Here is a 26533-nt window from a genome sequence, read left to right on the forward strand (position 1 = left end):
CTGCTGTGAATCAGCTTTTTCCTCAGACCAGGGGTGTCGTCGCCTCGGCGGCCTCCGGACGCTCGCCGGTGGTCAGATCCGGCCTGCTGCCCATTCCAGGACATCTTGCCGGAAGCTGGCGAACCGTTCGTCGTTCCCGCGCCGCGGATGCACCCGATTGCTCAGCAGCACCACCGAGCGCTCGCCGCCAGGGACGAATGCGAAAGCCGTGCCCGTGAATCCTCCATGCCCTGCCGGAAGCCGTTCGGCGTCGCGGGCGAAAAGCCTGGCGGCCGGTTCACCGAGCCGCAGGCCGAGGCCTTGCCGGAACTCGCCGGAGAGTGGTCCCGGCACAGGCTTCGTCATGAGCTCCACGGCCTCGCGCGAGAGGATGCGCCGTCCAGCGGAGGTGCCTCCGTTCCTCAACATCTCAGCGAACCGGAGCAGCTCGGGGGCCGTGCTGAACAGCCCGGCGTTCCCGCTCACACCGCCCAGAGCCCACGCGGTTTCGTCATGGACCTCACCGTGAACGAGGCCGCGACCCGTTTGGATCTCGGTGGCGACGATGCGATCTCTCGTCTCGGTGGGGCGGTATCCGGTCCGGCTCAGGTCCAAGGGGTCCAGGATCAGGCGGGTCATGAGATCGTCCAAGGACGAACCGCTCAGTTCCTCCAGGAGCAGTCCGAGCCAGATGAACCCGACACAGGAGTACGCGTGGACGGTCCCGGCCGGGTGCTCGGGCATCGTCGTGCGAAAACGGTGCCAGGCGTCGGGGCCGGGGGAGTTGGCGTCCCATTCGCTGGGCAGGCCGGAACGGTGAGTGAGCAGATCGAGCACGGTCACGTCCCCGAAGGGTTCCGGACGGAATTCCGGGAGCCATTCGGAGACCGGCCTTCGCAGAGAACTGAGTCCGTTGCCGAGCATGTGCCGTTCTTCGAACGCGGCCAGGGCGGTCGCGGTGACGAAGATCTTGGTGATCGAGGCCAGGTCGAAGAGCGCGTCCCGGGAGACGGGGTCGCCCCGCCGCTCCAGCCCCTCACCATCCCGGTACCGGAAGGTCAGACCCGCGGAGGCCTCTGCCACCGTCTGTCCGTTCACGCGGACCGCCGCGACGGCACCGGAAAACAAGGGGTCTCCGCCGTCGTCAGGGTGGAGAGCCTGCTCCAGCAGGACGCGCAGTGTTTCCGGCCCCGGAGGTCGCTGTGTCACGGCAGAACTCAGGCTTCGGTTCCGTTGATCACGGGGAGCGCGCGTGAAAGATCGGTCCGCCCCAGGATGGCCACGACGGCTGCGCCCACCCGGGCCCGTGGCGTGAACAATTCCGCAGGGCCGTTCGGGGTCAGACGAACCGTCCCTTGGTGCCGCCCACCGGTGAGCTTGAGGACGCGGACCACGGTGAAGTCGACGTCGCTGTCCTGGAGGATCCTCACGTGTTCCTTGCCATCGGCGATCCGCTTCGGGTCCACGAGGGCTATCGCGGCGTTGGCCGCCCGGTCGAACAGCGGAATCGTGTCGCCGGGCAGCCGGACTCCGGTTCCCGTGAGGGTGATGAATCGGGTCTTCGGCTGGCGTGAGGAGATGACCTCGAGGCAGTTGCGCGTGGCAGCCGACTGGACGTCGTCGTCTGACCGCCGATTGTGCCCGATCATGCTGACGACGGCGGACGCGCCCTCGAGCAACTCTGCGACCTGGGCGGGGTCCCGGGCGTCGCAGGAGACTGTCGTCAGCAGCGGATGCGGCTCGAAGGGCGCCTCGGAGCGGATCCCTGCCCGGACCTGATACCCGGCATCCAGGAGGGCCGTGACACATGCTCTGCCGGAACGTCCATGGGCGGCCAGTACGGCGACGGTTGCTGTCATTTCATCAGCCTAACCGCCACCCGGGCCGCATGGCAGAGGTGCCGTTGCGGCCAAGCGGTTTCGCGACGTCGCCGGGCCGAACACGCTACTTCCGTGCGAGCCCGCGCCCCGAGCGAGCGAATTCGCACCGAAGTAGCGAGCCCATACGAGGAGGAGACACAGGAGGCGCCGGGCCCGAAGACGCCGTGGGCCGCTCCATCCCAGGGGGAGGAGCGGCCCACGGCGCTGGCCGGCGAGGGGGATACGTTCAGCGGGTCAGGACCCAGGAGACGGCGTCGAAGGCGTTGATCGTCCAGAGCAGTTTCTCGCCATCCTGCGGCGTGGGCCAGCTGGAGAGCTTGGCGGCGACGACGCCGGCCGAACGGTTCACGTACACCATCTGACCGTGGATGCCGAGCGCGAGCAGCGGGTTGGATCCTTCGCGCGGGAACCAGAAACCGTTGCGGTACATCCCACCCGGCATGAGGGTGGGTTCCGGCGCGTTAGCGAAGGCCTCACGGCTGTCCGGGCCTCCACCGAAGGTGTCGGCGACCCACCACGCCGGCAGCACGGGGGTGTCATCGAGTGCGAATCCTTCCCGGAGGAACAGATTGCCGAACCGGGCCAGGTCTCGCAGCCCGGCCGAGACGCCGCCGTCGAACATCCCCTCGCCGACGCTGTCCACGCCGACATGGGCACCGAGTTCGGCCCCCATGGGCTGCCAGAGACGCTCCGACATCAGATCGGCCGCATGCCGTCCGGTGGCGCCTTCCAGGACGAAGCCCAGGGCATCGGTCTCACAGGACTTGTAGTCGAAGGCGCCGCCGTGGGGCCGGTCGAGGCGCAGGCTCGCCAGGAAGTCCAGCAACGTCGAAGGAGCCTCCGGATGGCGTTTGGGAGCCCAGCCGATGGCCTCTTCGAGGAGACGGACCTCGGCATCGGGGTCCAGGTACTTCTCAGAGAAGTGGACCCCGGTGCGCATGTCCATCAAATGCCGGACCGTGGCCCCTTCATAGCCGGAGCCGGCCAGTGCGGGGACATAGCTCGTCACCAGGGCATCCGGATCCAGTTCTCCGGTGCCTTCCAAAGCCCCGGCCACCGAGGTGGTCAGGGATTTGCTGACGGACATGAGCAAGTGGACGCTCGCGGGATTCATGGTGTTGAAGTAGCCCTCGCCCACCAGTGCGCCGTCCTTGGTCACCACCCAGCCGTCGGTGAAGGTGTCCTGCATGACCTGGGCGAAGGTCGCCGAACGGTCCTCCCAGGGGTGCGGCACGAGGACCGCGGAGAGATCCGCCGGTGCAGGTGGCAGTGCGGTGGCCCGGATCCCGCGGGGAATGGACCGCACAGGCAGGAACGACGCGATGTTCTGCATCGACCAGTTCAGGTGGGGCGCCAGCTGCCACTGATCCAGTGGTGGAGCGGCCGGGGTGCTCGGTTGTCCGTTGCTCATGCCATAGGCCTCGTCTGCGAACATTCCATCAAGTATGGCATGGGTAATTTAATTCCCTTTGGCAGGTGCAGGCCATTTGACGGGCTCGGACTCCGGAACCGGGGTGGCCCGGTACATGCTCCGGATGGATTCGATCAGATGCCTGGCATGGATCGTGAGGCCGCCGTGCGAGCCCTGCAAGCGGCCCTTGGTCACCAGGATTCCGAGGTCTGCGCCCTTCCAGCGGTAGTCTCCGGGAGCATAGATCCGCAGGTAGAAGGCCTCAGACTCATTGTTGAGCAAGTGCCAGTCCAGCTCGCGGTGCGCGAAGACGAACCGGCCCTGCCCGTCCAGCACGTACAGTCCGGTCGGGGGAGCTGCGTCGATGTGCTCCACGGTCCGGTCCGTGTGCTTGATCACCATGTGGCTCCACTCGTCCTCCGAGGCGAGTTCCTCCCACCGGGCATTGACCTCATCGACGTCCAGATCGAACTCGACGCCGGAGTACTCCAGCAGATGGAAGACGAAGAGCGGGACATCGGCGTACGCGCCGGCGGTGACGTTGGTGATCGCAGAGGCGCCGCTGATGCGCGGGTTGAGTTCCCCGAGATACACCTCGTCGGTGTCCGTGTCGAGGAGGACGTCCACCTCGAAGAACCCTCGGTAGCCCTCGTTGGCCAGACGGTCGCCCAGCTTGCGGACCAGCTCGGTGGTCGCGTGACGGGCCGGATCGTCGAGGACATCCGGATACATCTCATTCCCGGCCCAGCCTCCGCGGTACGGGGTGAGCGCTTTGTGGCCGGTGATCTCGGTCATGCACGGACCCACGATGGTGCCGTGCCGGGTGATGACCGCCTCCACCGCGATGGGGCGGTTGTTGATGCGCTTCATGATCTTCACCTCCTCGCCCTTGAGGTGTTCCGCGACGGCGTCGAACTCCTCCTCCGAGGTGACGAAATAGGTGGTCTTGCCGGAGTCGCCGTAGGCGGTCTGGATCACCAGATCGGTGCCGAGTTTCGCGCTCTTGGTGACCTTCAGGACATCGGACCAGGTCTCCACCGTGGTCATCACGTTCGGCACGCTGTGCACGCCCGCGGACTGGGCGATCCGGGTGGTCTCCATCTTGGAGTCGAGCCGCTCGCGCAGGGCGGCCGGGGGAAGGATCAACTCATAGCCGAGCTCCTGGCAGATGTGCTCCGTCTCCTCATCGAAGAAGACCATGACCACTTTGGGATGCACTCCGGACGGAGTGCGCTGCTCGATGTGCGCCCGCACCTCGTGATTGGTCAGGAGCCAGTTGTTGATCTCCTCGCCGCTCTGGAACTCGACATAAGGACGGTCCGACGGCGTGAAGACGCGCGGATGGGTTCCTTCCCAGCTGTCGTAGTAAGCGATGTAGGAGAACCCGCGCACCCAGCGGTCCAGGCCGAGCAGGTTGAAGGAGGACGGGCCCACGAAGAAGACCGGGGATTCGTCGGTGCGGAAGTAATGCCGGATTTCCGACATGTTCTTCAGACGCCGGGCTGCAGCTGACGCTTTGGCTTCCGCCTTGCTGCGGTTGCGTGGAGCCGGTTTGCTGGTGCGCGACCGCCGGGGCGCAGGGATTCGTTTGGCCAGGGTCGATTTGGTGCTGCTTGCCCTCGGCGTCGCGGTCTTGACTGCAGGACTCACGGTCGTGACGGGGGAGACCGTCTCCTGCTCGACGGCGGCTTCCGGTTTCGCGGGGGCCTTCCGTGTGCGCGCCGCCGGCTTTGCCGCCGTCGTCTCCTGGGTGGCCTCTGCGCCGCTGGACGCTGCTTTCCGCACCATTGCGAATTCCTTCCCTCTGAGGGTTTCGTAGCGTCATCTTGGCATGGGGCAAGAGCGGCGCAAAGAAAGTTCCGAAGACGATTCGTTTATGTCGCCGCGATCTGGATTTTTACCGTCCAGAGAGCCCGTTCAGCCCTTTACCCGCCGAGGGAAGTGGGATAAGTTACTCATGAGTAACATCAATCCTGGAGGGACCATGGGCCAGAGCGCGCCAGACATCAATTCGCTGCCGTATGCGGACGGCGACTTCTTCGCTTTCGAGCAGTTGCTCTCCGACAAGGAGCGTGACCGTCTCGCCGAGATCAGGGACTGGCTGACCCGTGAGGTCCGCCCCATCGCCGTGGACTGCTGGAACCGTGGCGAGTTCCCGATGGAGCTGATTCCGAAGCTGGCCGAGCTGGACGTCATGAGCCCCGTGCGCCGTCAGGGGTACTCCAACCTTTTCGCCGGCATCGTGCATGCCGAATTCACTCGCGCTGACACTTCCATCGCCACCTTCATGGGGGTGCACGACGGGCTCTTCACCGGGTCCATCGAGGCGCTCGCCTCTGAGGAGCAGAAGGAAGCCTGGCTGCCGGACATCTACGCCATGAAGAAGATCGGCGCCTTCGGTCTGACCGAGCCGCTCGGAGGATCCGATGTGGCAGGCGGTACCCGTACCACCGCCCAGAAGGACGGTGACCGATGGATCCTCAACGGCGCCAAGCGGTGGATCGGAAACGCGACCTTCTCCGACTATGTGGTCATCTATGCCCGCGACGTGGCTGACAATCAGGTCAAGGCCTTCCTGGTCGACACCTCCACCGAGGGCTACAAGGCCACCAAGATCGAGAACAAGATCTCCCTGCGCACCGTTCAGAACGCGGACATCGTCCTGGAGAACGTGGTGGTTCCGGACACTCACAAGCTGGCCGGTGGAAACAGCTTCCGGGACACCAACAAGGTGCTCAAGGTGACCCGGCTGGCTGTCGCATGGCAGGCCGTGGGCCAGCAGCTCGCCGCTTTCGACGTCGCGCGGCGCTACGCCGTAGAGCGCCATCAGTTCGGCCGGCCGTTGGCGTCCTTCCAGCTGGTCCAGGAACAGCTCGTGAAAATCCTGGGCAACGCCGTGAGCTCCATGGGCATGATGGTCCGGCTTTCCCAGCTCGAGGACGCCGGAGTGGCGAAGGATGAGCAGTCCGCACTGGCCAAGGCTTTCACGACGGCCAGGATGCGGGAGTCGGTCGCCATCGGGCGCAGCCTCCTGGGCGGCAACGGCATCGTGACCGACTACGAGATCGGCAAGGTCTTCGCAGACGCGGAAGCCATCTACTCCTATGAGGGAACCTACGAGATCAACACTCTCGTGACGGGGCGCGCCATCACAGGGATTTCGGCGATCGTCTGAGTGCTCGCTGCCGGACGGCTCGCTCACCCCGGGCCTTCCCAGGGCAGGAGAACGGAAGGGCGGTCATCCAGGAGGAAGCGCAGTGGATCGACGTAAGTTCCATCGACTCTGACTCCCCAATGAACGCAGCTGAGGGCGGCGCAATGGGCACCCGCAAGGGAACCGATGCGCTGCCCTTGGCGTATCCGCGTCCCGGGTTCCAGATCGCTGCGAACGGGTTCGAAACTACTCTTGATTCCGTGGCCGTGATCGACGGTGACGACGGGGCGGTCCACCACCGTGCCGCGGAAGGAGACCACGCCGTCGGCCGGGGAGAGGATCGTCGCCCCGATTCCGTCGGGAGTGGCCAGATCGACGCCGCGGTGTCCGCTCAGCCACGGTTTCGCCGGAGGGTCGAAGGGCCGGACAACGGCATCGAGCAGCCGGCCCGGCCGATGCTCCAAAGGCCAGCCCCACGCTCCGGCCTTGACTGACGGTCCGGCCTCGAGTGATGGTCCGGCGCGGTCTGCTGACCCGGACCGGTCCGCGGCGCGAGCCCGGAGGCCGGGCTCTTCGGGCGCCGCCTGGGAAGGGAACGGGGCGGACTGGACGAGCAGCAGGGGTAGAAGGAGGGCGGGGAGGCGTCTGATCCGGGGAAGAAGTTCGCGTTTCATGTCCCCAGCGTGGCTGGGTGTGATCCTTCGCGAGCCCGCGGTTTTCCCCTATGTGGATGGGACCGGGCAGGCGGCTGTGGACATCCTGCGGTGGAGCCCCGGCGCTTGGCTCGTGTAGTACACTGGGAACCGCAGTCTTCCGTGTCCCGCGCCCTTGTGGTGTCGAGATGCGCCGACTGACTTCGCGTGTCCATTCCCGCAGCTTCCAGTAGCCCAGTGCTTCTGAGGTGCGGGCTGCCGTCACTCGCGGTCCACGGCCCGGCTCTGCCGGACCATGGGGAGTGACAGTTGGGGCACCAGGAGCCCGGGCCGTACGGTCCGGACTGAAAACCGTCAATACACTATGGCAGGGCAAGAGCGGCCGGAGAAGGCCCTCTCACGGAGGAAACCGTGACCTGCCGGAAGGAGCGATGGCATGCCCGTCGTAACCATGCGCCAACTGCTTGACAGCGGTGTCCACTTCGGCCACCAGACCCGCCGTTGGAACCCGAAGATGAAGCGCTTCATCCTCACCGAGCGCAACGGCATCTACATCATCGACCTGCAGCAGGCTCTGTCCTACATCGACCGCGCCTACGAGCACGTCAAGGCCACTGTCGCCCACGGCGGCACCGTGCTCTTCGTCGGTACCAAGAAGCAGGCTCAGGAAGCCATCGCAGAGCAGGCCACCCGCGTGGGCCAGCCCTACGTGAACCAGCGTTGGCTGGGCGGCATGCTGACCAACTTCCAGACCGTCGCCAAGCGCATCCAGCGCATGAAGGAGCTCGAAGAGCTCAACTTCGACGACGTCGCCGGCTCCGGCTACACCAAGAAGGAGCTCCTGCTCCTCAAGCGCGAGCTGACCAAGCTCGAGGCCAACCTCGGTGGTATCCGCAACCTGACCAAGACCCCGTCCCTGCTCTGGGTCGTGGACACCAAGAAGGAGCACCTGGCGGTCGACGAGGCCAAGAAGCTGGGCATCCCCGTGGTGGCCATCCTCGACACCAACTGCGATCCGGACGAGGTCGACTTCCCGATCCCGGGCAACGACGACGCCATCCGCTCCGTCAACCTGCTGACCCGCGTTGTTGCCGACGCCGTCGCCGAGGGTTTGATCGCTCGTAACAACCGCGCCAACGGCGCGACCGAGACTGCTGAAGAGCCTCTGGCCGCCTGGGAGCGCGAGCTCCTGGAAGGCGAGAAGGCCGCTGAGGCCCCCGCAGCAGAAGCTCCGGCCGCAGCAGAAGCCGCTGAGGCTCCCGCAGCCGAGGCTGCTGAGGCTCCGGCCGCAGAGTAAGTCTCTGACGTGACCCTTCCGGCCTTCCTGGCCGGAAGGTGATGGTGACAGGATGGCTGCGCGATGCGGCCATCCTGTCACGCATGTCATACCCAAGATCGTAAAAAGCAACAACCACATTTGAGGGGTTCACATGGCGAACTACACCGCTGCTGACATCAAGGCCCTGCGCGAGCGCACCGGCGCCGGCATGATGGACGTCAAGAAGGCTCTCGACGAGGCGAACGGCGACGCCGAGAAGGCCATTGAGATCATCCGCATCAAGGGTCTCAAGGGTGCCACCAAGCGCGAAGGCCGCTCCACCGCCGAGGGCCTCGTCGCCGCCAAGGTCGAGGGCAACGTCGGCTTCATGGTCGAGGTCAACTGCGAAACCGACTTCGTGGCCAAGAGCGACAAGTTCATCGCTATCGCCGACAAGGTTCTGGCCGCCGCTGTTGCAGCCAACACCGGTGATCTCGAGGCCCTGCTGGCCACCGAGGTCGACGGCAAGCCGCTGTCCGAGGTCGTCGTCGAGGAAGGCGCCGTGCTCGGTGAGAAGGTCGCCGTCCGTCGTGTCGCCCGTGTCGAAGGCGCTCTGGTCGATGCCTACCTGCACAAGACCTCCAAGGACCTCCCGGCCCAGGTCGGCGTCCTCTTCGCCGTCTCCGGCGAGGGCGAGGCTGCTGCGACCGCCGCCCACGACGTGGCCGTGCACGTGGCCGCGATGGCCCCGAACTACCTCACCCGTGAGGACGTTCCGGCCGAGCTGGTCGAGAACGAGCGCCGCATCGCCGAGGAGACCGCGAAGGCTGAGGGCAAGCCCGACGCTGCCCTGCCGAAGATCGTCGAAGGCCGCGTGACCGGCTTCTTCAAGGGCGAGGTCCTCGTTGACCAGGCGTTCGCCAAGGACGCCAAGAAGTCCGTCGGTGCCGTCCTCGAAGAGGCCGGCGTCCAGGCTGTCGCCGTCGCACGCTTCCGCGTCGGCGCCTAGTCGCGACGAACAGAAGGGGTGGCTACTTCGGTAGCCACCCCTTCTGCATGCGCGGCACAAGCCCCGTGTCCGGTGGAATCCGGCGGGAGTCAGGCTGTCGTCGCGCCCTATAGTGAAGACAGAATCGAGCCAGGGAGGCACCATGGAAAACACCAGCATCGCCAACGATCCGTCGCCGCGCCGCCGCAGGGTGCTGCTCAAGCTCTCAGGTGAGGTCTTCGGCGGAGGGAAGCTCGGCGTCGATCCTGACACGGTGCGTGGGATCGCACTGCAGATCGCGGAGGCCGTGAAGAACGAGGTCGAGGTGGCCGTAGTGGTGGGCGGTGGCAACTTCTTCCGTGGTGCCGAGCTCTCCCAGAGCGGCATGGACCGCTCCCGGGCCGACTACATGGGCATGCTCGGAACGGTGATGAACAGCCTGGCCCTGCAGGATTTCCTGGAGCAGGCCGGCGTGGACACCCGGGTCCAGTCCGCCATTTCCATGGCTCAGGTCGCTGAGGTCTACATCCCGCGCCGGGCCATCCGCCACATGGAGAAGAACCGCGTCGTGATCTTCGGTGCCGGTGCGGGTCTGCCGTACTTCTCGACCGACACGGTCGCGGCGCAGCGTGCCCTTGAGATCCACGCGGACGAAGTCCTCATGGCCAAGAGCGGCGTCGACGGCGTGTACACCGCCGACCCCAAGAAGAACCCGGATGCGGAGAAGCTGGAGACTCTCAGCTACGACGACGCTCTGCGCCGCGACATCCGGGTCATGGACCAGACCGCCATGACCATGTGCAAGGACAACAAGCTGCCCATGCTGGTGTTCGGCATGGAGGGTGAAGGCAACGTCACCCGGGCAATCATGGGGGAGAAGCTGGGCACCCGCGTCACCCCGTGACCACCGCGCGGACTGCGGACCGGCACGGTCTGCGCTCCGCCTGCTGAGACCGCTGTCCGGACCGGGTGGGACCCGGCCGGGCGGCTGCGGCTAGGATATTTGTAGTTGTGCCTGGAGCCAGGCACGAACACCGATGAGTTCACAGGAGAGACCGTGATCGAAGAGACCCTGCTTGAAGCGGGCGAAAAGATGGACAAGGCCATCGAGGTGGCTAAGGAAGACTTCGCCACCGTGCGCACGGGTCGTGCGAACCCGGCCCTCTACAGCAAGGTGATCGTGGAGTACTACGGCACTCCCACGCCTCTGCAGCAGCTGGCGTCATTCGCCGTCCCGGAAGCCCGGACCATCCTCATCACGCCGTACGACAAGACTGCTCTGCGGGACATCGAGAAGGCTCTGAGCGACTCCGAGGTGGGCGCCAACCCCTCCAACGACGGCAATGTGATCCGCGTCGTGCTTCCCGAGCTGACTCAGGAGCGCCGCAAGGAGTACGTGAAGATCGTCAAGTCCAAGGCCGAGGACGCCAAGGTCTCCGTGCGCTCCGTCCGCCGCAAGGCCAAGGACACGCTGGACAAGCTCGTCAAGGAGGGCGACGCCAGCGAGGATGAGGGCACCCGCGCGGAGAAGGAGCTGGATGGCCTGACCAAGCAGCACGTCGATGCCATCGACGAGTTGCTCAAGCGCAAGGAAGCCGAACTCCTCGAAGTCTGATGACCGAGCCTGCTGGGTGGTTGCACCGCCTGCGCCAACCGCGCCCCAACCCCACCCCGAAGGCCGGCCGGGATCTCCCGGCGGCCATCGGGGTGGGGCTCGGCTTGCTTGCCGCAGTGCTGCTCACCCTCTTCTTCCTGCCCCTCGGCTTCGTGGCCGTCGTGGCGGGATTCGCTTGCCTCGGCGTCTGGGAGGTGTCCCGCGCCCTCGAGGGCTACGGGATCAAAGTGGCGTTCACGCCGCTCATCATCGCCTCCGCGGCACTGCCTTTCGTCTCTTATTTCGGGGGACTGGAGGCCCTGCTTTACGGTGCCGTCACCGGGGCGTTCGCGATCCTGGTCTGGCGCAGCGCCGAACATGCGGAGGGCGCGGCCCCCAGCATCTACGCCAGTGCCTTCATCCTGGCTTGGGTTCCCTTCCTCTTGAGTTTTGCCATCCTGTCCCTGCACACCGGGATCGGTGAGTCCACCATCGGGCTCTGGCCGGGCGGCCAGATTCCTCAGGGCGTCTTCCAGCTCATGACCATGCTGTTGCTGGTGGTGGCCAACGACACCTTCGGCTATCTGGTGGGTGCATCGCTGGGCAAACATCCCATGGCTCCCAAGATCAGCCCGAAGAAGTCCTGGGAGGGTTTCGCGGGTTCCGTGGCGGGTGCCGTTCTCATCGGTGTCCTGGCCTCCGTGTTCTTCCTCGACAAGCCCTGGTGGTTCGGCATGGTCCTCGCCATCGGCATGGTCGGGGCTGCGACGGCCGGAGATCTTGCGGAGTCGATGGTCAAGCGCGAGCTCGGGGTGAAGGACATGAGCAGCATCCTTCCCGGGCATGGCGGAGTGATGGACCGTCTCGACTCGGTTCTCTTCGCATCGCCCGTGGCCTTTATCCTGTTTCATGTCTTCGAAAGTGCGCACTGACGCGCTGGAAGATCAGCACCGACCTTTCCTGAAGGGGAAAATCCATGACCGAAGCGAGCAGCCGAAAGATCCCGGCGACCTTCCGGCGCGTCGAACGCTCCACCTACGGCTACAGCGTTGCCCAGGTGGATGACTTCATGGAGCGCGCCCGCGCGATCTTCGAGGATCCGGAGAACGCCACCGATCTCAGCAGCGTCGAGGTCCGGAAGGTGGCTTTCGACGCCGCCAAGGGCGGGTACGAAGCGGCTCAGGTCGATCATGCTCTCGACATCCTTGAGGATGCGATGGCACGCAAGGAGCGCGACGCCCTGATCTCGGAGCAGGGCGAGGAAGCCTGGCTCGGTGACGTCGGAAGGCTGTCGACGCTTCTGCGCCAGCGGCTGTACCGCGCCGACGGCGAGAAGTTCCGCCAGCCGTCCAAGGTCCGTACCCAGGGTTACGCCGTCACCGAGGTGGATGCGCTCTGCCGCCAGATCGTGGACTACCTGGAGCATGACCACCCGTTGAGCGTGGATGACGTCCGCCGGGCGTCGTTCGCTCCGGCCAAGGGCGCAGAGGCCTACGAAGAGGCCCAGGTGGACGCCTTCCTGGACCGTGTCGTCGAACTCATGGCCGCGATCGACTGACACCGCGCCGTGGTCAGCGGCGTTCCGGTGCGTGCAGTCGGGTGAGTGTTCGCCAGGCGTCCGCCGGGACACTGCGCGGGGTGATCCATGAGACTCCGACCATCACGGCGAACGCCAGCGGCACGCTCCAGGCGGCCGGTTGCGATAGCCAGACCGGTGCCGTCGCCCCCAGCATCGCGGTGCCCAGCATCGCCGCACCGCAGCCGAGGCCACCGGTGAGCATGCCCGCCAGTGCACCGGCCGTGCTGAGGCGCGGCCACCAGATCCCCAGCAGGAGCAGCGGGCAGAGCGTCGACGCCGTGAAGGCGAAGACCTGACCCACACTGCCGGCCAGTGCGGGGCTCTGGGTCGGCACCGAGAGCAGGAATGGGACCAGCATGGCGAGCACCGCGGCCCGCCGGAAGCCCTTCACCCCGCCGCCCAGTGCGTCCTGCGACAGCACCCCGGCCACCGACACGACGAGGCCGGAAGTGGTGGAGAGGAACGCTGCGAAGGCGCCCGCCACCACCAGGGCGGTGAGGAGCTCGCCCACGGGACCCGGTACCAGTGCATGCGGCAAGAGGAGCACGACGGCGTCGGGCTGGGTTCCTGCTACGACTCCCGGCGCGTAGACGCGGGCGAGGTAGCCGAAGATCACCGGCAGGATGTAGAAGACCGACAGCAGGCTCAGGACCAGCACGGTGGTCTTCCGGGCGGTCGGACCGTCCGGGTTGGTGTAGAAGCGGACCAGGACGTGGGGCAGGCCCAGGGTGCCGAGCAGCAGCGCGAGGAAGAGCGAAACGTTCTGATAGGTTCCTAGGGCTCCGCCGAGCGTCGTACCGCCCAGCGTCAGGGGCGCGGCCGCCGGGTGCAGTCCGGGCAGGGAGAACAGCATGAAGAGCGCCGGGACGGCCAATGCCGCGAGCTTGAGCCAGAACTGGAAGGCCTGGACGAAGGTCATGGACCGCATGCCGCCCGCTACCACGGCCAGTGTGACCGTCACGGCGACGGTCCCGGAACCGGCCCAGGGTGGCAGCCCGGTCATGATGGACACGGTCAGCGCGGCTCCGTGCAGCTGGGGCACGATGTAGAGGCATCCCACCAGGACGACCAGGAGACTGGTCAGCCGCCGGGCCGTGAGCGAGCCGAGCCGTGATTGAGCGAAGTCCGGGACCGTGTAGGCGCCCGAACGGCGTAGCGGCGCCGCCACGAAAAGCAGCAGCATGAGGTAGCCCGCCGTGTACCCGACCGGATACCAGAGCGCGTCACGGCCGTTGAGGACGACAAGCCCTGCCACGCCCAGGAAACTCGCCGCCGAGAGGTACTCGCCACCGATGGCTGAGGCGTTCCACCACGGCTGGACAGTCCGCGATGCGACGTAGAAATCACTCGTGGTCCGGGAGATCCGCAGGCCGTAGAAGCCGATCAGAAGGGTGGCCGCGACCACCAGGAGGATCGCTGTGACGGCGATGGGTGCGTTCATCGTTCCTCGGTGAGATCCCGGTAGCGCTCTTCGTTCCGCTGGGCCAGACGGGTGTAGAGGGCTGCGCTGAGCAGGATCACGGGAAAGAGCCCTACCCCGAGCAGAACCCATTCGAACGGGACGCCGAGGACGCTGAGCCCGCGCAGCCAGGGCACCCAGACCAGCAGGGCGGAGAATGTGCCGGCGATCAAGAGGAATCCGACGGCGACTACGAGCGCCAGTCGCAATTGGGAGCGCAGCAGGGAGCGCAGGTAGACGTGCGCGGCGTCGTCCTCCCCGGGTTCCCGCGCTGCGGAGGCCGTCGATGGCGGACGTCCCGATCCCGGTGTCCGGCCCGGACGTGCCGGGGCGACCACCCTCACCCGGGTCATCCGCCGGTCCTCATCCGTGCGGGGGAGAGCGCGCTCCGCACGGCGGGAAGCAGGCGGCGGCTGATGGGAAGCTCGGCACCTGCGACGGTCACACTCGGTGCGGCGGCCCCGAGCTTCAGAGCGGAGACATGTCTCAGCGCCACGAGGTAGGAACGATGGATCCGCAGGAAACCGGCCGTGCCCCATTGCTGCTCCAGCTCACTCATGGGAACCCTGATCAGATAGCTCGCCTCGGAAGTGTGGAGACGGGCGTAGTCGCCCTGCGCTTGCACGTAGTGGACTTCGTCCCGGCGGATCATCCGCGTCACGCCACCCAGTTCCACCGGGATCATCTCCTGCGCGCGGGGTGTCTCGCCGGCCATCTCGTGGATCCTGGAGACCGAACGGGCCAGGCGCTCGGGACGTATCGGTTTGAGGAGATAGTCGATGGCCGCCAGCTCGAATGCCTCCAGCGCGCAGTCCTCGTCGGCCGTGACGAACACGATCGCCGGGGGAGAGGGCGCGTTGTTGATCGTCCGGGCGAGTTCGAGCCCGGAGAGCCCTGGCATGTGGATGTCCAGGAAGACGGCGTCGAACGCCGTGGCTTCCAGCTCGCTCAAGGCCTGCGCCGGGGAGGTCGCGCGGTGGATGACACCCACCCGGGCGTCATTGCCCAGAAGATAGGCCAGTTCCTCGACGGCAGGCAGTTCGTCGTCCACCACCAGGACGGTGAGGGAGGCTGGGGGACTTGTCACTGGACCAGAGTAGCGCCGGCCGGTTCAGACGTCGTGGCGCGGCTGCGACTTCGGGACACGGAGCGTGACGAGGGTCCCTTCGTCGGGTGCCGTCTCGACCACGAGCCCGTGGTCTTCGCCGTAGACCTGCCGGAGACGGAGGTCGACATTCCGCAGCCCCACGTGGTTCCCGCCGCCATCCTGTCCCGCCAGCAATGCGCCGAGCCGTTGCGGATCGATGCCGACGCCGTCGTCCTCCACGCTGACCACCGCATAGCCGCCCTCCTCGTAAGCCTTGATGGTGATGGTCCCCGTTCCCGCACGGGATTCGAGTCCGTGGCGGACGGCGTTCTCCACGAGGGGCTGAAGACTCAGGAAGGGCACGATCGTGCTGAGTACTTCGGGTGCGATCGTCAGGGACAGCTGCAGCCGCTCTCCGAAGCGTGCTCGTTCCAGGAGCAGATAGCGGTCGATGCTTCTCAGTTCTTCGGCCAGGGTCGTGAAATCCCCGTGGCGGCGGAAGGAGTACCGGGTGAAGTCAGCGAACTCCAGCACGAGTTCACGGGCCCGGGCGGGGTCCGTGTTGATGAATGACGCGATCGCATTCAGGGAGTTGTAGATGAAGTGCGGGCTGATCTGCGCGCGCAAGGCCTTCAGCTCGGCTTCCACGAGCATGGTGCGGGAGCGTTCGAGCTCGGCCAGCTCCAGCTGTGAGCCCAGCCAGGCCGCCAGCTCCGTGCTCGCCTTGAGCAGTCCGGCGCCGGGCGAGGAGCTCACTGCGAGGAGTAGGGCCACGGTCTCGCCGTCGACGCGGACCGGCGCCGTCACGGCGCCTGCTGACACTGCGCCGTGGGAGTTCTCGCCGCGGTCCCGGGCAGAGCTGCGTTGCCGGACCGGGGGCTTGAGCAGGAGCGGCCGTTGCGAACGCCCGCCGTCCAGCGCGCGGTCCAGGAGGGCTTCACGATCGTGTGGTTCGGCCCCCTCCCAGCTGAGCAGGGCGCCGTCGGCGTCCAGCAGGGCGATCGCCTCGCAACCGAGCATGGCCCGCAGATGCTTGGCGGCCCGGGTCGCACTGTCCGCGGTCAGGCCTGCACGGAGATGCCCGCCGGCCAGTGCGGCGCTGTGGAGGGTCTGATACGTGGCCCGCTCGGCGTCGCTGCCCAGTTCACGGAACGAACGCAGGATCTGGGTCCCGACGCCCGCCACGGCGGCGACGGCCAGGGTGACGACGCCGACGGCGATGGCGAGCAGGAGCGCTGAATCCGGCATGGCCCCAAGCGTAGCGAGTCGGGGCTCTCGGGGCTCCTGTGCAGCCCTGGTGGCGCCGCCCGGATGCCGTTCGTCGCACGGCTCGCCCCGTTGGGCGATGGGATCGCCCGGATGACGGACGACGGCCCCGGCGCGGCGGCATAGTGATGGCAGTCACATCCGGTCGTGCGGCCGGAGACTCCCCGGCCGTCTGGGCGGGGGAACCGTATCCGGCAGCTTCAAGGAGGAAGCCATGGGACACGAAACCCATCCCGAGGACGGCGCGGCGGCCGTGGACTTTCAGGAGGTCCAGGCAACACCCGAGTTCCAGGACCTGCGGAGGAGGCATCGCAGCTTCGTCTTCCCGCTGGCCGCGTTCTTCCTGCTCTGGTACTTCGCGTACGTCCTCCTCGCCGACTATGCCCATGAGTTCATGTCCACGAAGCTCTGGGGGAACATCAACGTGGGGCTGGTCTTCGGCCTCCTCCAGTTCGTGACGACCTTCGGCATCACCGCCTGGTACGTGCGCTATTCGAACCGCACGCTGGATCCGATCGCCTCCTCGATCCGGGAGAGCATCGAAGGGCACGAGCATGACCGTTCCGCTGCGACGGACGAGGAGACGGCCCGATGAGTCTCCCCACCGTTCAGCTCTCAGCCCTCAAGGACACCACTCTCCTGAACATGGGGATCTTCGCGGCGTTCGTGCTGGTCACCCTCGTGATCGTGATCCGGGCCAGCCGGAACAACAAGACGGCGGCCGACTACTACGCCGCCGGACGCTCCTTCACCGGCTCCCAGAACGGCACCGCGATCGCCGGAGACTATCTCTCGGCGGCGTCGTTCCTCGGCATCACCGGTGCGATCGCGATCAACGGCTATGACGGGTTCCTGTATTCGATCGGCTTCCTGGTGGCCTGGCTCGTGGCCCTGCTGTTGGTCGCGGAACTCCTGCGCAACACCGGCAAGTTCACGATGGCCGACGTCCTCTCCTTCCGGCTGCGTCAACGACCGGTGCGGATCGCGGCCGCGCTGTCCACCTTGGCCGTCTGCTTCTTCTATCTCCTCGCTCAGATGGCCGGTGCGGGAAGCCTGATCTCGCTCCTGCTGGGCATCAGCGACTGGGGAGGTCAGGCGCTGGTGATCGTGGTGGTCGGCGTCCTGATGATCGTCTACGTACTGATCGGAGGTATGAAGGGCACCACCTGGGTTCAGATCATCAAGGCCGTGCTGCTGATCGCAGGCGCCGCCGTCATGACCCTGTGGGTCCTCGCCAGCTATGGTTTCAACCTCTCCGCGCTGCTCGGTGGTGCCGCCGACGCGGCCCAGAACCCGGCCGTCCTGAATCCCGGTCTGCAATACGGCAAGAGCGCGACCACCAAACTGGACTTCGTCTCGCTCGCGCTGGCCTTGGTTCTCGGCACCGCGGCGCTCCCGCATGTCCTGATGCGGTTCTACACGGTTCCGACAGCCAAAGAAGCCCGGAAGTCCGTGGTGTGGGCGATCTGGCTGATCGGCGCCTTCTATCTCATCACCCTGGTCCTGGGGTACGGCGCGGCATCGATGGTGGGGGCGGACCTCATCAAGAAGGCCCCGGGAGGTGTGAACTCCGCCGCTCCATTGCTCGCCTTCCATCTGGGCGGACCACTCTTGCTCGGGTTCATCTCGGCGGTGGCGTTCGCCACGATCCTCGCCGTGGTGGCCGGCCTGACCATCACGGCGGCAGCCTCCTTCGCGCATGACATCTACGCCAACGTCATCGCCAAGGGGAAATCCGACCCCGCGCAGGAGGTCAAGGTCGCGCGGAGGACCGTGGTGGTGATCGGTGTGCTCGCGATCGTGGGTGGCGTCTTCGCCAACGGTCAGAACGTGGCCTTCCTCGTGGCGCTGGCCTTCGCCGTGGCGGCCTCGGCGAACCTGCCGACCATCATCTACTCGCTGTTCTGGAAGCGTTTCACCACTCAGGGCGCACTCTGGAGCATGTACGGGGGCCTGACGGCCGCCGTCGTGCTGATCGCCTTCAGCCCAGTGGTCTCGGGAACCAAGACCTCGATGATCCAGAATGCCGACTTCGCCTGGTTCCCACTGAGCAACCCGGGGATCATCTCGATTCCGTTGGCGTTCTTCCTCGGCTGGCTCGGCACGGTCCTGGACCGGAGGACCGAGGATCCGGCCAAGCAGGCGGAGATGGAGGTGCGGTCCCTGACCGGAGTGGGCGCGGAGAAGGCGGTGGATCACTAGCGAGCGTTCCGGGAGTTCCTCCGCCGAGGCCGCTGGTTCCGTGCCAGATCGCTCGTTTCCTGAGCGGTTTGAACGCGAACTAGCGGCCTCGGCGGCGCAGTGCTCTCCTGAACGGCAGTGCCCTCTTCAACGCCAGTGCCCTGTTGAACGACTGAAGCGGGTACGTGAGTGCCGCCGCGGCCAGGACGATTCCGGCCAGAAGCATGGCGAGTGAGTATCCGCCCGGGCCGGTCGCCAGCGCGATCGTGCCGAAGACCGCCACTCCGATGCCGTTTCCGAGCGCGAAGCTGACCTCCTGTACGGCGCCCACCTGCCCGGCCTGGGCCGGCGTCGTGTAATCGAAGAGGGCGGCCGCCGCAAGCGTTCCCACCGCGCCGAAGCCGGCGCCGATGAGCCCCAGCGCAATGGGGATCCCCGGGATACCCGACGCCAGCCACAATTGGCCCAGCATCGCCACGGTCAGGGCGAGAGTGGTGATCCTCTTCCGGCTCCACCGCTTCAGGGCCAACGGCACCGTGGCTCCGATGATCCCGGTCATCGCAGCCAGCGGCAGCAGCACCAGTCCGGACGCTGCCGGGCTCAGCCCTTGATAGGCCTGGACCTGCAGACCCACCAGGTAGAGCGTTGCCGCGGTGGTCCCGGTGGCCACCAGGATGTGGGTGTACGCGATGCTGAACTCACGGATGCGGAAGATCTCGACGTCGATCAGCGGATTGCTGAGGGTCTTCTGTCTGCGCACGAAAAGGACGCCGGACGCGAGGCCGACGACGGCCAGCACAGCGGCCAGGACGGGCTCGGAGAGTGCGTGCTGGAGGGCGTAGACGAGACCGCCGATCGCGAGCACGGAACTGACGATGCTCGGCGGATCCCAGTGGGGTGTGACCGGCGCCCGGCTCTCAGGAACGATCCATAAGGCCGTCAGGACGGCCAGCGCCGCGAGCGGCACACAGCCCAGGAAGACCCAGCGCCAGCCGGGCCCCTCGGTGAGCAGCCCGCCCAGTACCGGGCCGAAGGCGCTGCCAGCCCCGAAGGCCGCCGTCCAGAAGCCATAGGCGAGGACTCGCTCGCGAGCGTGGAACTGGGAGCCGATGGTCGCGACCACGCTGGAGATGACCATCGCCTCGGAGACTCCCAGAAGCATTCTGAGCGCGATCAGCACGGCTCCGGCCGAGGACAGCCCCGCGAGCAGGTTGAAGACGGCGAAGCCGCCGAGCCCTAGGAGCATGATGCGTTTCCGGCCCCAGTGGTCGCCTGCCCGGGCGGCCAGCACCAGGGTCACGCCCAAAGTGAGCGGATAGATGTCGATGATCCACACTCCGACGGAGGCGTCGAGCCGGAGTTCGGACAGCAGCGCGGGAAGTGCCGTGATGATCGAACTGAGACTCAGACTGCCGATCAGCACACCGAGCAGCATGGGGATCAAGGCCAGCCATCTCTTCGGGGAGAGCCCGGCTGAGGTTTCGGTGCTGGAAAGCGTCATGGCTTTAGGCTTGTTGCCAGGCAGGAAATGAGCAAGTACTGACATTTTCTGAACGTACTGACAATTATGTAAGTAATGGTCTTTCGCGAAAGGAAGCACCATGCGTGAACGTACGGAGAAGGTGGTCCGCCAATGGCCCGCCGAATGCGCCGCGGAGGTGGCCGTGGTGGTCTTGGGCGGCAGCTGGAAACCGGCCATCCTGGAACTGCTGCACCAAGAAGGAACCATTCGCTTCGGCGAGCTCGGACGCCGCCTGGGCGATCCGCCGGCGAGGGTGCTGACCCGCCAATTGCGTGAGCTTGAGGACGACGGACTCGTCCTCCGAACCGTCTTCCCGCAGGTTCCGCCGAAGGTCGAGTACTCCCTGACGGAACTGGGCGGCAGTGCCCTGCCGATCATCGAGCAGCTGGCGGGCTGGGGCGCGGACTACGCAGGCAGTATGAGTAGTGAGGATTGAGCGAGATGCCCTCTGAAATGGCCCTCGGTTGGGCATTCGGCCTGTCCGGGAGGGGCGAGGGTGGTTCGAACATCGCATTCCGCGCAATTGCGCAAGAAGTGCTTGTTCGCACATTTCAATGTGAGTAGCCTCACAAGTAAGAGCTGCATGTGACGATGGCGTCCGGAAGGGCTCCGGGTGATCCCCGGAGTGACTCGGCCGCAGCGAAGGGAAGTCGAATACTGTGCCTGACCCGAATCCCCGCAACCCGGGGGAAGAACTGCTCCAGGTCCTCACCTCGAGTGGCGAGCGAGTCCCGGAGCCCCAGCTTGATCCGTGGCTCCCGGAACTGGAGCGACTCGATGGAGAGTCGCTCCTGACCGGCCTCTACGAAGACATGGTGGTCATCCGGCGAATCGATGCGGAAGCCACGGCTCTGCAGCGGCAGGGTGAGCTGGCCCTCTGGCCGCCGTTGCTGGGCCAGGAGGCCGCGCAGATCGGGTCCGGCCGGGCAATGCGCCAGGACGACTTCGTTTTCTCCAGCTATCGCGAGCACGGTGTGGCCTACTGCCGGGGCGTCGATGTCGAGAGCTTCCTCAAGGCCTGGAGGGGCAACGCCTCCTTCGGCTGGGACCCGTTCGAGATCAATATGGCCCCGATGCAGATCATCATCGGGGCGCAGACCCTGCACGCTGTCGGATACGCCATGGGTGTCCAGTTCGACGGCGCGGACTCGGCCGCCGTAGCCTATTTCGGCGATGGTGCCACAAGCCAGGGCGACGTCAACGAGGCGATGGTGTTCGCCGCCAGCTACCAGGCTCCGGTGATCTTCTTCTGCCAGAACAACCACTGGGCCATCTCAGAGCCGGTGGAGCTCCAGACCCATATCACCATCGCTGAACGGGCCGGCGGCTTCGGGATCCCTCACCTCCGGGTGGACGGCAACGACGTGCTCGCCGTCCTGGCAGCAACCCGCATCGCACTCGACCGGGCACGTCAAGGCGGCGGGCCCACCTTCATCGAAGCGGTCACCTATCGCATGGGCCCGCACACGACGGCGGATGACCCCACCCGCTATCGCGATCCCAACGAGCTGGAGGACTGGGCGGCCAAGGATCCGATCGTGCGCCTGGAGAAGCACCTGGAAGCCCGCGGACTGCTGAGCGAGAGCGTGAAGGCCCGGGTGAAGGCCAAGGCGGATGAGGTGGCGGCGATCGTGCGTCGCGGCGTCGTGGCGATACCCGAGCCGGAACCATTGGACGTCTTCCGCCATGCCTACGCAACGCCCAACACGTGGCTCGAACGTCAGGAGCAGCACTACAAGTTGTATCTGGAACAGTTCGGGCAAGCCGGCGCAGAAGCCGGAACGCCGGTCAGCGGAGGGCAGCACTGATGGGAACCATGACATTCGCCCGGGCTATCAATGCAGGGCTTCGCCGTGCCATGGAGAACGACCCCAAGGTTCTTCTCATGGGGGAGGACATCGGCTCCCTCGGTGGCGTCTTCCGGGTCACCGATGGTCTGCAGAAGGATTTCGGAGCGCATCGTGTCCTGGACACGCCCCTGGCCGAGTCCGGCATCATCGGGACCGCGGTGGGCTTGGCCTACCGAGGATACCGGCCGGTCTGCGAAATTCAGTTCGATGGATTCATCTACCCGGCGTTCGACCAGATCGTCTCCCAGGTGGCCAAGCTGCATTACCGCACGCAGGGTCTCGTCAGAGTTCCTCTCACCATCCGGGTGCCGTTCGGTGGTGGCATCGGTTCGCCGGAACACCACTCCGAGTCGCCGGAGGCCTATTTCACCCACACCTCCGGTCTGCGGGTGATTTCGGTGTCCAATCCTCAGGACGCCTACACGATGATTCAGCAGGCCATCGCCTCTGATGATCCAGTGCTGTACTTCGAGCCGAAGCGGCGGTACCACGACAAGGGTGAGGTGGATGAGTCCGTCGACCCGGCCACCGCTCCGTCGATGGAAGCGGCCCGCGTTCTGACCACGGGCTCCGATGTCACGCTCGTAGCGTATGGCCCGCTGGTGAAGACGGCTCTCGACGTCGCGCTCGCCGCCGGGGACGAGGGAGTCTCGGTCGAAGTCATCGATCTTCGCGCACTGTCGCCGGTCGACTACCCGACGTTGGAGGCCTCCGTGCGGAAGACCGGACGCCTGGTGATCGCCCATGAAGCCGGCATGAACGGGGGACTGGGCGCGGAACTCGCCACAAGCCTCACGGAACGTTGCTTCAACCACCTCGAGCACGCCCCGGTCCGGGTCACCGGTTTCGACGTGCCGTACCCGTATTCGAAGCTCGAAATGCATCACCTCCCGGATCTGGACCGGATCCTGGACGGGGTGGACCGGGTCATGGACCGCCCCAACTCCCTGACGAGCCTCGATGGAGCAGACGACTGACATGATCAAGGTTTTCAAGCTGCCCGATCTTGGCGAGGGGCTCACCGAATCGGAAGTGGTGTCCTGGAAGGTGGAGCCCGGCCAGCCGGTTGAACTCAACCAGGTGATCGCCGAGGTGGAGACCGCCAAGGCCGTAGTGGAGCTGCCGTCGCCCTTCACCGGCGTCATCTCGGTCCTGCATGCCGAACCGGGCACCGTGGTGGAAGTAGGACAGCCGCTCGTCTCCTTCGACATCGAGGGCGCTGCATCCGACGACGACGGCGGCCAGGAGCCGCGGCGCGAGGCGAATCTGGTGGGCTACGGCGCCGTCGTCGAGAAGAGCGGGCGGCCCTCACGACGGCCCCGGACCGGTGCAGCGGTGCGGCCGGCCATCAGCAGCTCGGCAGAGGCTGCCCCCGCGCCCGCGGTGGTCGGCGCGGAGCGTCCGCGGTCCACCCCGCCGGTCCGCAAGCTCGCCAAGGACCTCGGAGTCGACCTGGAGAGGGTGACCGGGACGGGGGAGCGCGGCCTCATCACGCGGGAGGACGTCGCGGCGTTCGCCTCCGGCGACACTCCGGTGCAGGCCGTCGCGGCGCCGTCGTCGGTTCCCGGTTCGCGGGAGAGCCGTACCCCGATCAAGGGGGTGCGCAAGCACACCGCTGCGGCGATGGTGGCGAGTGCCTTCACAGCGCCGCAGGTCACGGAGTTCCTCACCGTCGACGTCACCGAGAGCATGGAACTCCTGGGCAGGCTGAAAGCGAACCGGGCGTTCGCAGGGCTGAAGCTGACACCTCTCACCTTGGTGGCCAAGGCGGTGCTGGTCGCTCTGGGGAACAACCCGACGCTGAACACCCGCTGGGACGAGGCCGCTCAGGAGATCATCCAGTACCACTACGTGAACCTGGGCATCGCGGCGGCCACTCCTCGTGGCCTGACCGTGCCCAACATCAAGGATGCCGACGCCCTGAGCCTGAAGGATCTCGCGGCGGCCTTGGCTGCCTTGGCGGATGAGGCCCGCGCGGCACGGACCACGCCCGCGGCGCTCAGCGGTGGCACGTTCACCATCACCAACGTCGGAGTCTTCGGCATCGATGCGGGGACGCCCATGCTCAATCCGGGCGAGGCCGGGATCCTGGCCGTAGGTTCGGTGCGCAGGCAGCCGTGGGAGTACCGCGGTGAGATCGCGCTGCGGCAGATGATGACCCTGAGTCTTTCCTTCGACCACCGGCTCGTGGACGGCGAGCAGGGCTCCCGGTTCCTCGCAGACGTGGGTGCCATCCTGGGCGACCCCGGCATGGTCCTGACCATGATCTGAGGAGGCTCTCCGCGGACGCCGGGAACCGTCCCGGTGTCCGCGGAATGCCTGCCTGGGTCAATCTGGCAGCTGAGGTCAGTCCGGCAGCGGGGCGGTGAGAGCGGCCAGCGCCATCGTCTCCAGGACGGGACGGGCCGTCCGCGCGGGAACGGTGCGGCCCCGCTCCCGCAGTGAGTGAGGTGTGGAGTTGATCAGGCCGAAGCAGGCGTGGACCCGGAGTCTGCGTTCCCGGGGGTCCGCCGACGGCAGTTCCAGGCCCAGCGCATCCACCCAGAGTTCCACGTAGGCGCGCTGCAGTTCCCGCACCTGAGCTCTCCCGGGCTCGGAGAGAGCCTGGAGATCCCTGTCCTGGACCCGGATCACCTCGGGCTGGGAGAGGGCGAAGTCCGTATGGAAGGCCACGAGCCGGTTGAGGGCCGGTGTCTCGTCTTCTGCGTCGTCCAGCACTCCACGTCCGCCGTCGAGGAGGGTGCGGCTGACTCCGAGGAGCAGCTCGTCCAGCACTGCTTGCTTGGAGGGGAAATGACGGTACACCGCCGGGCCGCTCATGCCGACTGCGGCGCCGAGTGCCTCCAGGGAGACCTTGTCGAAGCCTGATTCGGCGAAGAGCCGCGCGGCGTGGGAGACCAGGGCCTTCCGGCGTTCCTCTTTGGCCGCCGAGCGCGCCGTGACAGGTGCTTCGCTCACAGCATCCTCCTCGTGGTGGACATCACAGTCATTAGAGACTAACCTCAATTTCAGTTATACGTCACTAACTGAAATGTGACGTCGGCTCGGCGAAAGAGCAGGTCAATGGAGATTCTGTCCACCACCGTGGACCCCGGATCGGCGCAGTTCCAGGCCAACGAGGCCGGGCAGCGCGCGCTCGTGGAGGAATTGCGCCGCACGCTCGCCCAAGTGGCGCTGGGCGGCCCGGAGAAGTCCCGCGAACGGCATGTGTCCCGTGGCAAACTGCTGCCCCGCGAGCGCGTGGACCGTTTGCTCGATGAGGGCAGCCCGTTCCTGGAGGTCGCGCCCCTCGCCGCTCAGGACATGTACGACGGCGCGAGCCCGGCGGCCGGGGTGATCGCCGGAGTCGGCGTCGTGGAGGGCCGTCTGGTGATGGTGGTCTGCAACGACGCCACCGTCAAGGGCGGCACCTACTATCCGATGACCGTCCGCAAGCACCTCCGGGCCCAGGAGATCGCTCTGGAGAATGAGATCCCGTGCGTCTACCTGGTCGATTCCGGTGGAGCCTTCCTGCCGATGCAGGACGAGGTGTTCCCGTCCAAGGATCATTTCGGCCGGATCTTCTACAACCAGGCGCAGCTTTCGGCACGCAAGATCCCGCAGATCGCGGCCGTGCTGGGTTCCTGCACGGCGGGAGGCGCTTATGTCCCGGCCATGAGCGATGAGACCGTCATCGTGAAGAACCAGGGCACCATCTTCCTGGGTGGTCCGCCGTTGGTGAAGGCGGCCATCGGCGAAGTGGTCACCGCCGAGGAACTGGGCGGCGGTGAGGTCCATGCCAGGATCTCCGGCGTTGCCGATCATCTGGCCGAGAACGACGAACACGCCCTCCAGATCGTCCGTGACATCGTCGCCACCCTCCCTGAGACCCCTGCCCGTGCCTGGGATGTCCTGCCGAACCGTGAACCGGTGGTGGATCCGGCGGAGCTGTACGGTGCGGTCCCGGTGGACGTCAACGCCTCCTACGATGTGCGTGAGGTCATTGCGCGCCTGGTGGATGGCAGCGAGTTCCACGAGTTCAAGAAGGAATACGGGGACACCCTGGTGACCGGTTTCGCCCACGTCTGCGGGCATCCCGTGGGAATCGTCGCGAACAACGGTGTCTTGTTCTCCGAGTCGGCCCGTAAGGGCGCCCACTTCATTGAGCTCTGTGACCAGCGCGGGGTGCCGCTGCTCTTTCTGCAGAACATCACCGGATTCATGGTCGGAAAGGATGCCGAACACGGCGGCATCGCACGGGACGGGGCCAAGATGGTCACCGCCGTCGCCACCGCCCGGGTGCCCAAGTTCACCGTCGTCATCGGAGGTTCTTTCGGGGCGGGCAACTACTCGATGTGCGGCCGTGCCTACAGTCCGCGTTTCCTCTGGATGTGGCCCGCTGCCAGGATCTCCGTGATGGGAGGAGCCCAGGCCTCCAGCGTGCTCGCCACCGTCAAGGGGGACCAGCTCCGGGCATCCGGGCAGGAGTGGAGCGCTGAGGAGGAGGAAGCCTTCAAGGCTCCGATCCGCGAACAGTACGAATTGCAGGGCAATCCGTACTACTCCACCGCGAGGCTCTGGGATGACGGCATCATCGACCCTGCGGACACGCGCCGGGTCCTGGGTCTGGCCCTCGACGCCGCTTCCCGCGTACCGCTGCCCGATACCTCCTTCGGCCTTTTCAGGATGTGAC

The 26533-nt window shown here is 66.2% G+C and carries 25 protein-coding genes; 14 read left to right on the forward strand and 11 right to left on the reverse strand.

The genetic code is table 11. The features are described 5' to 3' along the window. Positions 1–72: 72 nt before the first annotated feature. The 4 genes from ACIPXZ_RS13490 to ACIPXZ_RS13505 form a co-directional block, all read right to left on the reverse strand. Positions 73–1188: a serine hydrolase domain-containing protein gene (locus tag ACIPXZ_RS13490; RefSeq protein WP_400595130.1), complete on the reverse strand. Its 1116-nt coding sequence runs from the start codon at positions 1186–1188 to the stop codon at positions 73–75. Between the two features lie 8 nt (positions 1189–1196). Continuing rightward, positions 1197–1838 (reverse strand): NAD(P)-dependent oxidoreductase, encoded by a 642-nt coding sequence (locus tag ACIPXZ_RS13495; protein ID WP_400595132.1) that lies wholly within the window; start codon positions 1836–1838, stop codon positions 1197–1199. Positions 1839–2085: 247 nt separating this feature from the next. Beyond that, entirely contained in the window at positions 2086–3294 is a 1209-nt protein-coding gene (locus ACIPXZ_RS13500) for a serine hydrolase domain-containing protein (protein ID WP_400595134.1), read from the reverse strand. Between the two features lie 24 nt (positions 3295–3318). After that, positions 3319–5058: a biotin carboxylase gene (locus ACIPXZ_RS13505; RefSeq protein ID WP_400595136.1), complete on the reverse strand. Its 1740-nt coding sequence runs from the start codon at positions 5056–5058 to the stop codon at positions 3319–3321. Positions 5059–5254: 196 nt separating this feature from the next. Here ACIPXZ_RS13505 and ACIPXZ_RS13510 point away from each other — a divergent pair, with 196 nt between their 5' ends. Beyond that, positions 5255–6445, forward strand: a complete 1191-nt coding sequence (locus ACIPXZ_RS13510; protein WP_400595381.1) for an acyl-CoA dehydrogenase family protein — start codon at positions 5255–5257, stop codon at positions 6443–6445. Between the two features lie 23 nt (positions 6446–6468). On the opposite strand, the gene ACIPXZ_RS13515 is transcribed toward ACIPXZ_RS13510, so the two are convergent. Further along, complete coding sequence (locus tag ACIPXZ_RS13515) at positions 6469–7098, reverse strand: M23 family metallopeptidase (RefSeq protein ID WP_400595138.1); 630 nt, start codon at positions 7096–7098, stop codon at positions 6469–6471. A gap of 415 nt (positions 7099–7513) precedes the next feature. Between ACIPXZ_RS13515 and rpsB the strand changes: the two genes are divergently transcribed. From rpsB to ACIPXZ_RS13545, 6 genes are all read left to right on the forward strand, one after another. After that, positions 7514–8374, forward strand: a complete 861-nt coding sequence (gene rpsB / locus ACIPXZ_RS13520; RefSeq protein ID WP_400595140.1) for a 30S ribosomal protein S2 — start codon at positions 7514–7516, stop codon at positions 8372–8374. Positions 8375–8507: 133 nt separating this feature from the next. Further along, a complete protein-coding gene (gene tsf / locus ACIPXZ_RS13525) occupies positions 8508–9344 on the forward strand; it encodes a translation elongation factor Ts (RefSeq protein ID WP_400595142.1) in 837 nt (278 codons plus the stop codon). A 142-nt stretch (positions 9345–9486) separates the two neighbouring features. Then, positions 9487–10227 carry a UMP kinase gene (pyrH, locus tag ACIPXZ_RS13530; RefSeq protein WP_400595144.1) on the forward strand — a complete coding sequence of 247 codons (741 nt, stop codon included), beginning with the start codon at positions 9487–9489 and terminating at the stop codon, positions 10225–10227. 153 nt (positions 10228–10380) lie between these two features. Beyond that, positions 10381–10938 carry a ribosome recycling factor gene (gene frr, locus ACIPXZ_RS13535; RefSeq protein ID WP_400595146.1) on the forward strand — a complete coding sequence of 186 codons (558 nt, stop codon included), beginning with the start codon at positions 10381–10383 and terminating at the stop codon, positions 10936–10938. Then, entirely contained in the window at positions 10938–11849 is a 912-nt protein-coding gene (locus ACIPXZ_RS13540) for a phosphatidate cytidylyltransferase (protein ID WP_400595148.1), read from the forward strand. The genes frr and ACIPXZ_RS13540 overlap by 1 nt, the downstream gene beginning before the upstream one ends. A 44-nt stretch (positions 11850–11893) precedes the next feature. Continuing rightward, positions 11894–12475, forward strand: coding sequence for a DivIVA domain-containing protein (locus ACIPXZ_RS13545; protein WP_400595150.1), 582 nt, complete (start codon positions 11894–11896; stop codon positions 12473–12475). A gap of 13 nt (positions 12476–12488) precedes the next feature. Here the strand turns inward: ACIPXZ_RS13545 and ACIPXZ_RS13550 are convergent, their stop codons facing one another. Genes ACIPXZ_RS13550 through ACIPXZ_RS13565 form a run of 4 tightly spaced genes read right to left on the reverse strand, consistent with a single transcriptional unit; the run spans position 12489 to position 16290 of the window. Then, entirely contained in the window at positions 12489–13937 is a 1449-nt protein-coding gene (locus tag ACIPXZ_RS13550) for a cation acetate symporter (RefSeq protein ID WP_400595152.1), read from the reverse strand. Beyond that, positions 13934–14308, reverse strand: a complete 375-nt coding sequence (locus ACIPXZ_RS13555) for a hypothetical protein (RefSeq protein WP_400595154.1) — start codon at positions 14306–14308, stop codon at positions 13934–13936. Before ACIPXZ_RS13555 ends, ACIPXZ_RS13550 begins: the two co-directional genes overlap by 4 nt. Next, positions 14305–15042, reverse strand: coding sequence for a LytR/AlgR family response regulator transcription factor (locus ACIPXZ_RS13560; RefSeq protein WP_400595156.1), 738 nt, complete (start codon positions 15040–15042; stop codon positions 14305–14307). The genes ACIPXZ_RS13555 and ACIPXZ_RS13560 overlap by 4 nt, the downstream gene beginning before the upstream one ends. 24 nt (positions 15043–15066) lie before the next feature. Next, on the reverse strand, positions 15067–16290 hold the full coding sequence (locus ACIPXZ_RS13565) for a sensor histidine kinase (protein ID WP_400595158.1): 1224 nt from the start codon (positions 16288–16290) through the stop codon (positions 15067–15069). Positions 16291–16522: 232 nt separating this feature from the next. Between ACIPXZ_RS13565 and ACIPXZ_RS13570 the strand changes: the two genes are divergently transcribed. Beyond that, complete coding sequence (locus ACIPXZ_RS13570) at positions 16523–16903, forward strand: DUF485 domain-containing protein (protein WP_400595160.1); 381 nt, start codon at positions 16523–16525, stop codon at positions 16901–16903. Further along, on the forward strand, positions 16900–18510 hold the full coding sequence (locus ACIPXZ_RS13575) for a cation acetate symporter (RefSeq protein WP_400595162.1): 1611 nt from the start codon (positions 16900–16902) through the stop codon (positions 18508–18510). Before ACIPXZ_RS13570 ends, ACIPXZ_RS13575 begins: the two co-directional genes overlap by 4 nt. 79 nt (positions 18511–18589) lie before the next feature. Here ACIPXZ_RS13575 and ACIPXZ_RS13580 read toward each other — a convergent pair whose 3' ends face one another. Then, positions 18590–19990: an MFS transporter gene (locus tag ACIPXZ_RS13580; protein ID WP_400595164.1), complete on the reverse strand. Its 1401-nt coding sequence runs from the start codon at positions 19988–19990 to the stop codon at positions 18590–18592. A gap of 100 nt (positions 19991–20090) precedes the next feature. On the opposite strand from ACIPXZ_RS13580, the gene ACIPXZ_RS13585 reads away from it, so the two are divergent. From ACIPXZ_RS13585 to ACIPXZ_RS13600, 4 genes are all read left to right on the forward strand, one after another. Continuing rightward, positions 20091–20447, forward strand: a complete 357-nt coding sequence (locus ACIPXZ_RS13585; RefSeq protein WP_400595166.1) for a winged helix-turn-helix transcriptional regulator — start codon at positions 20091–20093, stop codon at positions 20445–20447. Positions 20448–20670: 223 nt separating this feature from the next. Further along, positions 20671–21819 (forward strand): pyruvate dehydrogenase (acetyl-transferring) E1 component subunit alpha, encoded by a 1149-nt coding sequence (gene pdhA / locus ACIPXZ_RS13590; RefSeq protein WP_400595168.1) that lies wholly within the window; start codon positions 20671–20673, stop codon positions 21817–21819. After that, on the forward strand, positions 21819–22838 hold the full coding sequence (locus ACIPXZ_RS13595) for an alpha-ketoacid dehydrogenase subunit beta (protein WP_400595170.1): 1020 nt from the start codon (positions 21819–21821) through the stop codon (positions 22836–22838). The genes pdhA and ACIPXZ_RS13595 overlap by 1 nt, the downstream gene beginning before the upstream one ends. Before the next feature lies 1 nt (position 22839). Then, positions 22840–24132: a dihydrolipoamide acetyltransferase family protein gene (locus ACIPXZ_RS13600; RefSeq protein WP_400595172.1), complete on the forward strand. Its 1293-nt coding sequence runs from the start codon at positions 22840–22842 to the stop codon at positions 24130–24132. A gap of 75 nt (positions 24133–24207) precedes the next feature. Here ACIPXZ_RS13600 and ACIPXZ_RS13605 read toward each other — a convergent pair whose 3' ends face one another. After that, on the reverse strand, positions 24208–24819 hold the full coding sequence (locus ACIPXZ_RS13605) for a TetR/AcrR family transcriptional regulator (protein ID WP_400595174.1): 612 nt from the start codon (positions 24817–24819) through the stop codon (positions 24208–24210). Between the two features lie 105 nt (positions 24820–24924). Here ACIPXZ_RS13605 and ACIPXZ_RS13610 point away from each other — a divergent pair, with 105 nt between their 5' ends. Next, the gene (locus ACIPXZ_RS13610; RefSeq protein ID WP_400595176.1) at positions 24925–26532 is read left to right on the forward strand and encodes a carboxyl transferase domain-containing protein; all 1608 of its coding nucleotides are present in this window, start codon (positions 24925–24927) and stop codon (positions 26530–26532) included. The last annotated feature ends 1 nt before the right edge of the window (position 26533 follow it).

The sequence above is a fragment of the Arthrobacter sp. NPDC090010 genome (assembly GCF_044748305.1).
Lineage (GTDB): Bacteria > Actinomycetota > Actinomycetes > Actinomycetales > Micrococcaceae > Arthrobacter_E.

Coding starts and splice junctions, on each gene's coding strand:
- ACIPXZ_RS13495 (WP_400595132.1), bottom strand. CDS start 1,838: ATGACAGCAACCGTCGCCGTACTGGCCGCCCATGGACGTTCCGGCAGA.
- ACIPXZ_RS13500 (WP_400595134.1), bottom strand. CDS start 3,294: ATGTTCGCAGACGAGGCCTATGGCATGAGCAACGGACAACCGAGCACC.
- ACIPXZ_RS13505 (WP_400595136.1), bottom strand. CDS start 5,058: ATGGTGCGGAAAGCAGCGTCCAGCGGCGCAGAGGCCACCCAGGAGACG.
- ACIPXZ_RS13510 (WP_400595381.1), top strand. CDS start 5,255: ATGGGCCAGAGCGCGCCAGACATCAATTCGCTGCCGTATGCGGACGGC.
- ACIPXZ_RS13515 (WP_400595138.1), bottom strand. CDS start 7,098: ATGAAACGCGAACTTCTTCCCCGGATCAGACGCCTCCCCGCCCTCCTT.
- rpsB (WP_400595140.1), top strand. CDS start 7,514: ATGCCCGTCGTAACCATGCGCCAACTGCTTGACAGCGGTGTCCACTTC.
- tsf (WP_400595142.1), top strand. CDS start 8,508: ATGGCGAACTACACCGCTGCTGACATCAAGGCCCTGCGCGAGCGCACC.
- pyrH (WP_400595144.1), top strand. CDS start 9,487: ATGGAAAACACCAGCATCGCCAACGATCCGTCGCCGCGCCGCCGCAGG.
- ACIPXZ_RS13540 (WP_400595148.1), top strand. CDS start 10,938: ATGACCGAGCCTGCTGGGTGGTTGCACCGCCTGCGCCAACCGCGCCCC.
- ACIPXZ_RS13545 (WP_400595150.1), top strand. CDS start 11,894: ATGACCGAAGCGAGCAGCCGAAAGATCCCGGCGACCTTCCGGCGCGTC.
- ACIPXZ_RS13550 (WP_400595152.1), bottom strand. CDS start 13,937: ATGAACGCACCCATCGCCGTCACAGCGATCCTCCTGGTGGTCGCGGCC.
- ACIPXZ_RS13555 (WP_400595154.1), bottom strand. CDS start 14,308: ATGACCCGGGTGAGGGTGGTCGCCCCGGCACGTCCGGGCCGGACACCG.
- ACIPXZ_RS13565 (WP_400595158.1), bottom strand. CDS start 16,290: ATGCCGGATTCAGCGCTCCTGCTCGCCATCGCCGTCGGCGTCGTCACC.
- ACIPXZ_RS13570 (WP_400595160.1), top strand. CDS start 16,523: ATGGGACACGAAACCCATCCCGAGGACGGCGCGGCGGCCGTGGACTTT.
- ACIPXZ_RS13575 (WP_400595162.1), top strand. CDS start 16,900: ATGAGTCTCCCCACCGTTCAGCTCTCAGCCCTCAAGGACACCACTCTC.
- ACIPXZ_RS13580 (WP_400595164.1), bottom strand. CDS start 19,990: ATGACGCTTTCCAGCACCGAAACCTCAGCCGGGCTCTCCCCGAAGAGA.
- ACIPXZ_RS13585 (WP_400595166.1), top strand. CDS start 20,091: ATGCGTGAACGTACGGAGAAGGTGGTCCGCCAATGGCCCGCCGAATGC.
- ACIPXZ_RS13595 (WP_400595170.1), top strand. CDS start 21,819: ATGGGAACCATGACATTCGCCCGGGCTATCAATGCAGGGCTTCGCCGT.
- ACIPXZ_RS13600 (WP_400595172.1), top strand. CDS start 22,840: ATGATCAAGGTTTTCAAGCTGCCCGATCTTGGCGAGGGGCTCACCGAA.
- ACIPXZ_RS13610 (WP_400595176.1), top strand. CDS start 24,925: ATGGAGATTCTGTCCACCACCGTGGACCCCGGATCGGCGCAGTTCCAG.